This window comes from Arcobacter thermotolerans (assembly GCF_983172305.1).
Window position 1 is genome coordinate 51,587 of sequence record NZ_CFAFZJ010000013.1, and the last position, 12,938, is coordinate 64,524.

Annotated in this window: 13 protein-coding genes and 1 pseudogene; 1 reads left to right on the forward strand and 13 read right to left on the reverse strand. The window is 27.8% G+C overall.

What is annotated here, in order from left to right:
• Nucleotides 1-45: 45 nt before the first annotated feature.
• The 4 genes from AC5LG6_RS09745 to AC5LG6_RS09760 all read right to left on the reverse strand — a co-directional run bounded on the left by AC5LG6_RS09745 (nt 46) and on the right by AC5LG6_RS09760 (nt 4,259).
• A complete protein-coding gene (locus AC5LG6_RS09745; protein WP_066404265.1) occupies nt 46-369 on the reverse strand; it encodes a type II toxin-antitoxin system RelE/ParE family toxin in 324 nt (107 codons plus the stop codon).
• Nucleotides 370-371: 2 nt separating this feature from the next.
• Entirely contained in the window at nt 372-644 is a 273-nt protein-coding gene (locus tag AC5LG6_RS09750; protein WP_066404263.1) for a type II toxin-antitoxin system Phd/YefM family antitoxin, read from the reverse strand.
• 270 nt (nt 645-914) lie between these two features.
• Nucleotides 915-1,616 (reverse strand): tetratricopeptide repeat protein, encoded by a 702-nt coding sequence (locus AC5LG6_RS09755; RefSeq protein WP_066404262.1) that lies wholly within the window; start codon nt 1,614-1,616, stop codon nt 915-917.
• A 27-nt stretch (nt 1,617-1,643) separates the two neighbouring features.
• Entirely contained in the window at nt 1,644-4,259 is a 2,616-nt protein-coding gene (locus AC5LG6_RS09760; RefSeq protein ID WP_498586403.1) for a valine--tRNA ligase, read from the reverse strand.
• 130 nt (nt 4,260-4,389) lie between these two features.
• On the opposite strand from AC5LG6_RS09760, the gene AC5LG6_RS09765 reads away from it, so the two are divergent.
• Nucleotides 4,390-5,055, forward strand: a complete 666-nt coding sequence (locus AC5LG6_RS09765) for a rhodanese-like domain-containing protein (protein WP_120986094.1) — start codon at nt 4,390-4,392, stop codon at nt 5,053-5,055.
• 41 nt (nt 5,056-5,096) lie between these two features.
• On the opposite strand, the gene AC5LG6_RS09770 is transcribed toward AC5LG6_RS09765, so the two are convergent.
• The 9 genes and pseudogenes from AC5LG6_RS09770 to AC5LG6_RS09810 form a co-directional block, all read right to left on the reverse strand.
• The gene (locus tag AC5LG6_RS09770; RefSeq protein ID WP_120986092.1) at nt 5,097-6,359 is read right to left on the reverse strand and encodes an NnrS family protein; all 1,263 of its coding nucleotides are present in this window, start codon (nt 6,357-6,359) and stop codon (nt 5,097-5,099) included.
• Nucleotides 6,360-6,431: 72 nt separating this feature from the next.
• Nucleotides 6,432-7,046, reverse strand: coding sequence for a tetratricopeptide repeat protein (locus AC5LG6_RS09775; protein WP_120986090.1), 615 nt, complete (start codon nt 7,044-7,046; stop codon nt 6,432-6,434).
• Between the two features lie 104 nt (nt 7,047-7,150).
• On the reverse strand, nt 7,151-7,690 hold the full coding sequence (gene prx-suh / locus AC5LG6_RS09780) for a thiol peroxidase Prx-SUH (RefSeq protein ID WP_066404255.1): 540 nt from the start codon (nt 7,688-7,690) through the stop codon (nt 7,151-7,153).
• 96 nt (nt 7,691-7,786) lie between these two features.
• Nucleotides 7,787-8,611, reverse strand: a complete 825-nt coding sequence (locus AC5LG6_RS09785) for a CvfB family protein (RefSeq protein ID WP_066358852.1) — start codon at nt 8,609-8,611, stop codon at nt 7,787-7,789.
• A 38-nt stretch (nt 8,612-8,649) separates the two neighbouring features.
• Complete coding sequence (locus tag AC5LG6_RS09790) at nt 8,650-9,450, reverse strand: metal ABC transporter permease (RefSeq protein ID WP_141048625.1); 801 nt, start codon at nt 9,448-9,450, stop codon at nt 8,650-8,652.
• 15 nt (nt 9,451-9,465) lie between these two features.
• On the reverse strand, nt 9,466-10,206 hold the full coding sequence (locus tag AC5LG6_RS09795) for a metal ABC transporter ATP-binding protein (RefSeq protein WP_066155646.1): 741 nt from the start codon (nt 10,204-10,206) through the stop codon (nt 9,466-9,468).
• Between the two features lie 92 nt (nt 10,207-10,298).
• The gene (locus AC5LG6_RS09800; RefSeq protein ID WP_498586404.1) at nt 10,299-11,348 is read right to left on the reverse strand and encodes a sensor histidine kinase; all 1,050 of its coding nucleotides are present in this window, start codon (nt 11,346-11,348) and stop codon (nt 10,299-10,301) included.
• A complete protein-coding gene (locus AC5LG6_RS09805) occupies nt 11,329-12,378 on the reverse strand; it encodes an IS630 family transposase (RefSeq protein ID WP_498586406.1) in 1,050 nt (349 codons plus the stop codon). Before AC5LG6_RS09805 ends, AC5LG6_RS09800 begins: the two co-directional genes overlap by 20 nt.
• A 368-nt stretch (nt 12,379-12,746) precedes the next feature.
• Nucleotides 12,747-12,938 (reverse strand): annotated as a pseudogene (locus tag AC5LG6_RS09810) (hypothetical protein); the annotation flags it as partial.

Below are 12,938 nucleotides of genomic sequence, written 5' to 3' on the forward strand. Positions count from 1 at the left end.
AGAATTGTATAATATTAAAGGATAATTGTCAAGGTTATTTTTACTCTATTTTATTAGCCTTTGAAACAGTATATCTTCTAAGTTTCTACTACAATCAACTACTAAAAGAATATAAACTTTTTGCTTTTCTATTTTAAATATAACTCTCCACCTTTTATATATAAGCTCTCTATATTTCAAAATTCCTATTTGAGCCAGTTCTACAACCACTCTTTTTCTTTTAGGAAAATAGTATAAACTTTCACACTCTTTTTTTATACCAAAAAATATCTCTCTAGCAGTAGCAAAACTATCTAATTTGATATATTCAACAATCAATTCCAAATCATATTTGGCACTTTTTGTCCATAAAACTTCAAAATTTTTCATATTTACTCAAAAAGTTTTTTTTCTAAATTTTCAAACATCTCTTCTTGATTTATAATATCACCATTTTCTATATCATTCTCACTTTGAACAATAAGTTTTAACAGATTTATTGAATTTTGCATATTTTCATAAGATTTTATATCTTGGATTACGACTTTTGCTTCACCATTTTGAGTTATGATTATTGCTCTTTTATTTTCATTTGCTTCATTTATAACTTCTGCTGTTTTTGATTTTAGATAAGAGATTGGTTTTATATCACTACTTAGATTCATTTTAAATCCTTTAACTATTTTAGATATTGTACTAAATTTAGTTTTTATTTGGTATTAAATGAAAATGAATTAATGTTAGTTTTTTGGTTTATTTATTTCAGAACTTGGACTTTTCTCAAAGAGAGTGCTAAAACACAAGTCCAAGCCTATCAAATGTTTCTTTGATAATATAGCTGGGATTCTTGTGCTTTAGCACTCTCTTTCTCAACACTTGCTATCGCAAGATTTTGCTTTAAGCTGAGACTAAAGTCTCAGTTCCGTACTAAAATTTTAATACCCTTGTTGATTTAAAATTTTATAATTATCACAACCTTTTTGGTCTCCACCATCACAAGCTTTTCTAAAATACTCTTTTGCTCTTTTTTTATCTTGTATTACACCTTGACCATTTGCATACATAATTCCAAGATTAAATTGAGCTTTTGTATTTCCTTGATTTGCTGATTTTTCATACCACTCAATAGCTTTTTTATAATCTTGTTTTACCCCTCTACCATTATCATACACAACTCCAAAATTATATTGAGCTATTGAGAGTCCTTGATTTGCTGATTTTTCTAATAATTCAAAAGCTTTATTATAATCTTGAGTAATCCCTTTTCCTCTATAATACATCATAGCTAAATTATTTTCTGCATAAGGATACCCTTTATCTACAGATTTTTTATATAATTCAAAAGCTTTATTATAATCTTGTTTTATAAATTTACCTTCATCATATAAAACTGCAAGATTGTACTGTGCAACTTCATTATCAAGCTTTACAGATTCTTCATAATAACTAACAGCTATATCATAGTTTCCAAGTTTTTCTTGTATAACTCCTATGCTATTTTGAGCATTAGAATCTCCTTGAGATGCTAAAACAAGTAATTTAGCATAATCTTTTCCTGCTTGTTCTGGTGTGTATTGAACTTTTGCACAAGATGCTAAAGTCAATATTAATACTACTCCTAAAATCAAATTTTTCATTTTATGTTTCTTTTTTCCCTATAAATTTTAAGCCAAACTTTTAAGCTCAGCCTCTATTTTATCTAACCTTGTTTTTACTTCTTCAAGAGCTTTTTTATTCTCTTCTATTACATTTGCAGGTGCATTTGCAACGAATCTTTCATTTGATAACATACCATTTAACTTATCAAACTCTTTTTGTGCTTTCTCTTGTTGTTTTTCAAGCTTTTCAATAATTGGTTTCATATCAATTGCACTTGTTGGAATATAAACCTCAAGATTGTTTGAAACATCTGTTATAGAGTTTTCAACTTTTGAATTTACAAACTCAATATTTTCAACTTTTGCTAATTTTTCAATAAATGGTTTTGCAACATCTGTATCAATTTTAACATCAAGTTTTAGATATGCTTTTTCGATTTTAGAGTTACCCATATCAATTAGAGTTTTAGCTCTTCTTATACTTATAATAGCCTCTTCAATAATAGAGAACATATTTTCAATATTTTCATCTTTTTTAATATCTTTTGGAAAGTTCATAATCATTAATGAATCACCATTTTCAAGTGTTGTTCCACTTAATTTGTGATATAAATAGTCTGAAATGAAAGGCATAAATGGACTAACCATTTTTAATGTCTCTTTAAATAAGCTACCTAGTTCTACAATAGACTCTTTAGAAGCTTTTGAGTACTCAATTCCCCAATCACAAAACTCCATCCAAACAAATCTATAAAGTGTACTTGCTGCTTCATTAAACTTATAACTATCAAGTGAATTTCTAACCTCATCAACAGCATGGCTAAGTTTGCTTTGCATATAAAGTCCAAGTGGTGTTTTGATTTCAATATCTTTTAAATCAAGGAATGTATCAACATTTAGTGTTAAAAAGTTTGAAGCATTATAAAGTTTATTTGTAAAGTTTCTAAACTGCTCAAGATTTTTTTCACCAAGTTTTATATCTCTTCCTTGAATTGCAAGATATGCTAAAGTAAATCTAATAATATCAGCACTATGAGTTTCAACCATATCAAGAGGATCTATTACATTTCCTTTTGATTTACTCATTTTTGCACCATGCTCATCTCGAACTAATGCGTGCATATAAATATCTTTAAATGGAAGTTGTCCCATAAAATGTTCACCCATCATCATCATTCTAGCAACCCAGAAGAACATAATGTCAAATCCAGTAATTAAAAGTGAGTTTGGATAAAAATCTTTTAAATCGTTTGCACCAAATGTTTTTTGCATTTGACCATTATTTCCCCAACCAAGTGGTGAAAATGCCCATAAAGCACTACTAAACCAAGTATCTAAAACATCTGGGTCTTGATGAATATGCTCTTTACCACATTTTGGACACATCTTTGGCTCATCCTCTTTTGTAGCCCATTGGTGATTACAGCTATCGCAATAGAATACTGGAATTCTATGTCCCCACCAAAGTTGTCTTGAAATACACCAATCTCTTAACTCATCCATCCAAGCTCTATATGAGTTTAACCAGTGACTTGGATGAAATTTTGCTTCTCCTGCATAAGTTTTTTCAATTGATTTTTTAGCAACCTCTTTTTTTACAAACCACTGTTTTGAAATATATGGTTCAACTATATTTTTACATCTATAGCAATGCCCTACTTGATGAATATGCTCTTCAATTTTTACAATAAATCCCTCATCTTGTAGTTTTTTAACAATCAAAGGTCTAGCTTCTAATCGCTCTAAACCTTTAAACTCTCCACAATAATCATTTAAAATACCTTTTTCATCAAAGCATTTTATAAACTCTAGATTATGTCTAAGCCCTACTTCATAGTCATTTGTATCGTGAGCTGGAGTTACTTTTACAACACCTGTTCCAAAACTCATATCAACATGAGAATCTGTAATTACTTTTATTTTTCTATTTGTTAAAGGTAAAACTACCTCACGTCCTACAATATTTGTGTATCTCTCATCATCTGGATGAACCATTATAGCTGTATCACCAAAGTATGTTTCAGGTCTTGTTGTTGCAACTGTTACAAAGCCACTTCCATCTGCAAAGTGATAGTTCATATGATAGAACTTACCATTTACCTCTTCGTGTTCAACCTCAATGTCACTTAAAGCTCCATCATGAGTACACCAATTTACCATATAGTTGTTTTGAGTAATCATACCCTCATCATAAAGTTTAACAAAAGCCTCTTTTACAGCCTCTTTTAAACCCTCATCCATAGTAAATCGCTCTCTTGACCAAGCAGGACTAACTCCTAGTTTTCTCATTTGATGAACTATTGTTCCACCACTAAACTCTTTCCACTTCCAAACTCTTTCTAAAAATTTTTCTCTTCCTAAAGCCTCTTTTGTAGTGCCCTCTTTTAAAAGTTGTTTTTCAACAACATTTTGAGTTGCAATTCCAGCGTGGTCAGTTCCTGGTTGCCAAAGAGTTTTATACCCATCCATTCTTTTATATCTTGTAATAATATCTTGCAATGTAAATGTAAGTGCATGTCCAATATGTAAGCTTCCTGTTACATTTGGAGGTGGCATCATAATTGCAAAATTTTTATTTGGCTCTTGAATTGATCTGTTTCCATCAATCTCAAAATAACCTCTATCTTCCCAAATTTTATAAAAACTATCTTCTATCTTTGATGGTTCGTACTTTTCACTCATAAATAATCCTAATTGTGTTACTAAAATGGCATAGATTTTACCTAAATTTCACTTAAGTCCCTGATAGTTGTCATTTTTAAAAGTTTTTGATAAAATCAAACTCCATACAATTTTAAAACAAGGAGAGTTTATGTTTAAAATAATTTTAGGAAGTTTGCTTGTAGCCACTTCTCTACTAAGTGCTGATTTACAAAGTTCTGGAGTTGAAGTAACTTTAGAAAATGGTAAAAAAACAACTATAAAAAGGGAAGCTAAACCAAAGGAGTGTGAAACTGTAGCATTTGACCCAAAAGATATTTTTGGTGGGAAACACGAAGCAGCTCCAACTGTAGATGAAAATTGCAAAAGAAGTTTTGTAACATATTTTGGAAAAATTGCTCCAATAAAAGCATCAGATAAAATAGATACTTATGGGGAGTTAGAAGTTTTAGAGTTTATAGAGAAATCAAAAACAGATAAAAATCTTCTTTTAATTGATAGTAGAACTGAAAACTGGTATAACCATGAAACTATTGCAACGGCGATAAATGTTCCATATGTTTATACAAAAAAATCTCAATACCCAGATGAGTTTGCTGAGGCTTTAGAGACTTTTGGAGTAGTTGAAAAAAATGGAAAATATGACTTTACAAATGCAAAAACTCTTTTAATGTTTTGTAATGGAATTTGGTGTGGACAATCTCCTGAAGCTATGAAAGAGTTAATAGCTATTGGTTATCCTCAAGAAAAAATGAAATGGTACAGAGGTGGAATGCAGTCGTGGCTTAGTGTTGGATTATCAACTATTAAACCATAAAAAATATTGTTTTCAAGGCAAAAACCTTGAAAACAAAATATTTATACTTTCCATTTTGGCTTAAATTCCTCTTTTTTATTTTCATCTACTTTTTGAACTACTATTTCTGGTTTTTTATCATTTTCTAATAAAATAACAACATATTTAAAAGACCAAATAATTAGTGCTAATATCAACAAAATAGCACTTAGCTCTATAAAAACAATATAGTTAAATCCAAAATTAACACAAATAGATGCAAATATCCTAACTAAAGCTAAAATCTGAACACTTATAAATATAAAAAGTGCGAAAAGTTTTGTCTCTATTTTTCTTCCAGAGTGACCAAGAACTACTCTAGTACCAAATCCTATTAAAACCGTAACAAAATATCCAATAGCTAAAGTATGAATTACAACTTTTTCAAAATAGAATTTTGGATAAATAAAAGAAAAAATGCCCTCAACAATAGATATAAAAAATGCTACAACAATCCAATATAAACCAAGATGCAAAATCCAAACTATTGGTGGTGTTCTAAATGTTGGCATTTTCCAACGAACTAACTCTTTTAAAATAAATAAGAAGATAGGAATATCTGCAAAAAGATTTAGTTTTGGATTATCAAAAGATAGTAAAATAACTTTTAAAAGAAGCAGAAAAAATATAGTATCTAAAAGCTTTGGACTCTTATTTATAATATATTCAGGAACCATAACTCTTGTAAAAAATGGAATCATTCTTTGAGAAATTATAAAAATAATCATAAATAAAAATAGATAAAATCCACTATTTATAGAAATTTTTGAAACAAAATAAGATGAATCAAAATCAAATTCTGAAACTATATATAAAAAATGAGAAACGATTCCTGTACTAAATGCCATTAAAACCCATTTTGTATCATTTTTGTCTTTCATAATACTTTTTTTATGAATACTATAAAGAAGTCTAAAACTCAAAATTTGAGCAAAAAGCATTAGAAGTTGAAATAAAATAGTAATTTGTGAGTAAAAAATAAGCGAAAGTAAAATACCTAAACTAGATATAAAATATAGAAAAAATTGTCCCATATAATCTTTTGAAGCTATTTCACTTTGCATCAAAAATTTTGGAAAAACAACAAATAAAAACCCTAAAAAGAACTGAATAAATACTACAAAAATAAGAGCATATGCATGATATGTTAAAATTGATGTATCCAATTTTATACTATTTGAATAAGCAAAAGCAAATAGAGTTATGAAAAGTATAAAAAATATTACCCCATTTGTAAAAAATGGTTGATGTGGTTGCGAAGCAAACTTTTTGTACCACGAAGTCATTAAAATCTCCTAATATAAATTAAGAGATTTTAACTATTTTTTTTATAAATTAGCTTGATTTCAAACAATAATTCAAAGTTTTCCTAGCTCTTTGCATGCATTGCTATATCCAAGCTCACAAGATTTTTCAAAATACTCTTTTGCTTTTGTTTTATTTATAGCTAAAAAATCACCTTCAAGATACATAACCCCAAGATTATAGCAAGCTTTTTGATGATTCATTTCACAAGCTTTTGTATAAAAATCAACTGCTCTAAAATCATCTTTTTCCACTCCATTTCCATTTTTATACATAATTGCTAAATTAAAACAAGAAGAGCTTACACCATTTTTACAAGTTTTTATATATAAATCAACAGCTTTAAAGTTATCTTTTTCTACACCTAAACCTTTTTCATACATATTTGCTAAATTATAACAAGCATTTTGATGACCTTGCACACAAGCTTTTGAAAAATACTCTTCTGCTTTTGTATAGTTTTTGGCTATATGTTCACCTTTAAAATACATTAAACCTAGATTATAACATCCAGCAAATGCACCTTTTTCACATGAAACTTTAAATATATTTGCAGCTTCTAAAACATTTCCTTTTTCAAGCTCAATATAACCATCTTCTACCAATGAAGCATTTGAAAATGAGAAACTCAACATTAAGACAAATATAGTTTTAATTATTTTTTTCATAGCTAACCCTTTCTTTAGAGATTTAAATAATGATACAGCTTTTTAATTAATAGTAGATAAAAAAAGAGTATTTTAGGTAAGAAATTCTTACCTAAAAAAGTTTTTTAGTGACAACTTCCACAACAAGAAGTAGAAGATGCTTCAGCTATTGCCTTTAAAACAGCATCATAATTTGGTTCTTGAGTTATTTCAGGAACAATCTCTTTATATGTAATTTTCCCAGATGGATTTACTATAAATACAGCTCTTGCAGTAAGTCCTGCTAAAGGACCATTCGCTTGTAAAACACCATAAGATTTTGCAAATGCTTTTGCTCTAAAATCAGATGCAACTTTTAGGTTTTCAATCCCTTCAGTTGTACAAAATCTTTTCATAGCAAATGGTAAATCCATAGATACAATAACAACTTCTACATGATCTAATTTTGAAGCTTCAACATTAAATCTTCTAGCTTCTGCTGCACAAACACCAGTATCAAGAGATGGAACTGCAATAATAACTTGAGCCATTCCTCGTTGTCCACCAATAGTAATATCACTTAAATCTGCTCCAACACCAGTTACAACAGGAGCTATATCTCCAACATTTAACTCTGTTCCACTTAAATTTACTTCTAATTCACCTTTAAATTTTACTGTTGCCATTTTATTTCCTTTTTATATAAATTTCAATCAATCAAAAAATCTTATTTAAGATATTTAACTGAAATTATATTCAATTAGGATAAGATTTGTCTTAATTCAAATCAAACAAATTCTATCATTTTCCAAGTTTATTTTTTTCTCATCAATTAGCTTTGTCAAAGTTGCTTTAAAAGCTTTTTTACTCATAGCAAATATATTTTTTATATCTTCAGCATCACTTTTATAGGTAAAATTCAAAACTCCACCATTTGCTTTTAAAATCTCTAAAACTTTATTAGAATCTACTTTTTCACCTATTTTTTGTAATGAAATATCTAATTTTTTATCTTCTCTTAAATTTTTTATATAGGCTCTTTTTTTATCACCTATTTTTAAATTCTCAAAAATTTCAGAGTGGAAAATCATACCCTCGTAACTATTATTTACAATAACTTTAAATCCTAGTGGAGTTTTTGAATATAAAATAATCTCTACTTCATCACCTTGTTTTAGATTTTTTGGCTCTTCTTCTAGTATGTATTTTTCACTAGCTATTAATCTACTTGTTCTTTCATCAAATTGCATTTGTAAAACTTTATATGAACCAATATTATAAGTTCCTTTTTGTCTATTTTTTGGAACCAACAAATCTTTTGGTAAACCAATATCAACAAAATAACCAAATTTTGCACTATCAACAATCTTTAAATATGCAAACTCATTTAAATACAAATATGGTTTTAAAGTAGTAGCAACTAATCTATCTTCGCTATCTGTGTAGATAAAAACATCAAGTAAACTATCAATTGCCATATCCTTTTTTACATAAGCATTTGGTAATAAAACTTCCGTTTCATCTCCACTAATCAGATAAATTCCAGGTTCACTAACTCTATTTACTCTTAAAGTGTTTACAACACCTTGTTTTATTTTTTCATCTATTTTTTTCATTGGTTTTTCCGTTCTTTCTTTTTTATTTTTTATTTTTTATATTTTATTAGCTTTACAACTCCTAAAGCAACAACTGCGACCATTATTATACTTGCTCCCGAACTTATATCATAAAAATATGAGACCACAAGACCAGATATTGTAAACATTGTAGCTAAAATTGAACTAATAATCATCATAGAAGATAGTTTTGTAGCAAAAGTTTCAGCTAAATATGTTGGAATTGTAAGAAGTGCAATTACTAAAATAAGCCCAACTGCTTTTATAGCAGCAACTACGCAAAGTGCTGATAAGATTAAAATTAGTGTATAAAAAAACTTTACATTTATACCTCTTAAACTTGCAAATTCACTATCATAAGATACAGATAAAATCTCTTTATAAAAATATACAACAATTGCTATAATAAAAATATCTAAAAGAGTCATATAAATTATATCTTCACTTGAAACAGCGATAATACTTCCAAACAAATAGCTCATTAAATCTACATTGTATCCTGGAGTTAAATCCACAAATATAATTCCAATAGCCATTCCACTTGCCCACATCATACCTATGATGGCATCTATTCTGCTTCTATTTTTCAAAGTAATAATAGCAATTATTATTGCAGTTAGAACTGAAAAGATTGTCGCTCCAAATAAAACTGGGATTCCTAGAAATATAGCTATTCCTATTCCTCCATAAGCGCTATGAGCAATTCCACCTGTTAAAAAAGTAATCTTATTTACCACAACCAAAGTTCCAATTATTCCAGCTGCTATTGAGATTAAAATTCCAGCTAGCAAAGCATTTTGAATAAAATCATATTGTAAAATTTCAAACATTATATTTTTACCTTTTTAGTGTACATGGTTACAGCAAATTTGTGTTTTACCCAATGCTGATAAAAGTTCTACTTCACACAAATGATCATCCGCTAAAGTAACATTTTTTTGAACTTCAGCAAGGCTGTGATAAACCAAACTTCTATTTATATGAGCTACATTTTTTGCATAATTTAAAAGAATTGATAAATCATGACTTACAACAACAATACAAATAGATTTATTTAACTCTCTTAAAAGTTCATAAATCTCTTGTTGTCCTTGCACGTCAATACTTGCAGTTGGCTCATCCAAAAGCATAATTTTTGGATTTGAACAAAGTGCACGTGCTATAAAGACTCTTTGTCTTTGACCTCCACTTAAATCACCTATCTTTTTATTTGCATAATCTTTCATCCCAACTTGATTTAAAGACTCTAAAGCACAAGATATTTCATCTTTTGAGTAACCAAATAATCTTTTTTTAGAACTTATATGACCCATTAAAACTACTTCCAAAGAAGTAATTGGAAAATCAATATTTAAATTTGTATTTTGTGGGACATAACCAACTTCACTATTTTTTATATTTTTTATTAATCTTCCACTTTGAAGAGGAAGTAACTCTAAAATAAGTTTAAAAAGAGTAGATTTTCCACCACCATTTGGTCCAATAATAGCTAAAAAATCATCACTTTTAATTTCAAGATTTATATTTTCCAAAGCTTTTGTATTAGAATATGAGTAAGATAAATTCTCTATTTGTATTAAATTCATATTAACCTTTGTTTGCAACTTGGTTGCAATATTATCTAAATATGAATTAATTTCTATTGATATAAATTTTAATATTGAAAAAGAGTAGTTCTTTATTTATTATTAAAAGATAAAGTTATTGTTGTCTCTTTATTCTCTTCACTTTTTATAGTTATTTCTCCTTTGTGAATATCTACTATTTTTTTTAGAATTGACATTCCAAGTCCTGTACCACCTGAATTTTTATTTCTACTTTTATCTGTTCTATAAAATTTATCAAATATTTTTTCTTGTTCATTTAGTGGAATTCCTATTCCAAAATCTTTTATTGAAATGTTTAGTAAATTATCTTTTTCAAATATTTTTACTATAACTTTTGAATTTTCAAAACTAAATTGAATAGCATTTTTTAAAACATTTTTTATTGCAATTTTTAATAAATTTGAAAAACCAAAAAACTCTAAATTATCTTCAACCTCAAAAACTATCTCAACTTTATGAAGTTTTGCAAAATTTTTTAGCTCATTTATTGATTCATCTACAATTTCATCTAAATAGAAATTATCTTTTTTATCTATAATAATCTCATTTTCATTTTTGGCTAAAAACAACAGATCATTTATTGTCTGCTCGATTCCTGAAAGTTCGCATAATGATCTATTTATAGTCTCTTTGTAATTTTCTACACTTCTATCTTTTCTTAATGCAATTTCTAATTCACCTTTTATTATAGTAAGTGGAGTTTTTAGTTCATGAGAAGCGTCTGAACTAAACTGAGAAATTTTTTCGAATGAGTTTTCAAGTCTAGATAAAAGATTGTTTATCTCATTTATTAATTCAGAAATTTCATCTTTAGTATCAGTTGTTTTCAATCTTGATGACAAATCATTTGCATTTATCTGTTTTAATTTTTCTAAAATATTTTGAAAAAGAGAAAATGATTTATAAATTATAAAGTTTCCACCAATAACTGCAAAAACTAAAATTATTGGAAGAATAAAATACAATATATAAAGAAGATTTTCTAGAGTTGTTGTTATAACATCTTTTGTTGTAATAGCTTCTATAATTACAGTTTGCTCATCATGAAAATTAATCTTTATTCTACTAATATTACTCCTCCAATAAACAGAGTTAATATTATCAACTAGTATATTTAACACTTGGATGTAAAAAGAAATTTGCAACTTTTTGTGGATTTTTTTGTAAACTCTCCATATAATTTTGCGTATTTTCTTTTAACTCTTTTTGATTCTTTGGCAGACCATTTTTATGTACATTACTCTTATAATCTTGATTTAAATATTCATCTGGGTTAAATTCAGGAGAGTATGGTGGTAGATAAAATAGTTTTATTTTATTTTTATTCTCTTCTTCCCACTCTTTTACTTTTTTAGCATGATGTACTCTTAGGTTATCTACTATCATAAATACTTTTTTATCATTTGACTTTATTACTTTTTCTAAAAAATCTATAAAATTATCAGTAGCTATTGAATCATCATAAAGTGCAAACATTGATTTACCTGTATTAGTAATAGCACTTATCATATTAACTTTAAATTTTTTAGCTGTATGAGTTAATATTGGTTTTATTTTACTTCCTATTGGTGCATATCCTTTTAGATTACTTGGCAATGAAACACAAGCTGTTTCATCTGCCCACCAAACATCAGCATTATTTATTTTTGCTTCTTTTTTTATCTTTGGGTACTCTATTTCAAGCCAAGCTTTTGTAGCACTATCTTTTCTCTCATAAGCTCTTTTAATTGGCTTTTTAGATCTAAATTGCCATTTAGCTAAATAATCTCCAACAGTTGATATTGGCATATCAACATCAAGTTCTCTCAAAATCAATTGTTTTACTGCTTCCCTTGTCCAAAGTGCAAATTTAAATTTTAGCTGTTCTGGTCTTGTATCTATTAGCATCCTAATAATTCTTGATTCTTGTTCATCACTAAGGCGTTTACCACTCTTTTTTGGTCTACCTGTTTTTTGAACTTTAAGAGCTTTTTGTCCATCTTTTTTGTATTTACTATACCATCTTGAAGTTGTAATTTTTGATAAACCTAAAATACTAGCTGTCTCAATATTACTAACACCACTCTCTCTTAATTTTATTGCTCTATCCCGAAGATATTGCAATGTTTTTGAATCTACTTTTCTTGCATCATTTTTATCTAATTTTTCCATTAGAAATTGTACCAACAATATCCATAATATTAGTTTAATTTATCGGTGGAGTAATAAATATGAAGCACCATTCAGTGTAAAAAAAGCAAGAGAGATTATCCATAATATTTACCAAATATAAGTGACATTGCCAGATTCAGGAGTTAAACAAAAAGTTTTATTACAAATGGATGAAGAACAGAAATTTTTATTGAATATCATTGAAAAGGAAATATCAAAAGACTTTGGGTGACCCAGCGACGAAGTCAGGAAATAAATATGAATTTTTGTTCATAAAAGTCTAGTTTTCTAAGAAAAATTTATTAATGATTTAAAAATAAAACGGGATTAGTAAGAGCCAATTGCTCTTACTAAGTAATAAAAAAGGGTTAATTGTCAGATTTAGGGTTTTTAGTTTTCTTTGAATCTTTAATATCGTCACTTTTTGGTTTTTCATCTTTTTTAGATGCATTAGATTTTACTTTTATATCCTTTTTTATATTGTCAATAATAGTATCCCCAAATCCTTTTATGTTTTTTAAGTCATCAGCAGAGTTTATAGTATTTGATTTTCTATACTC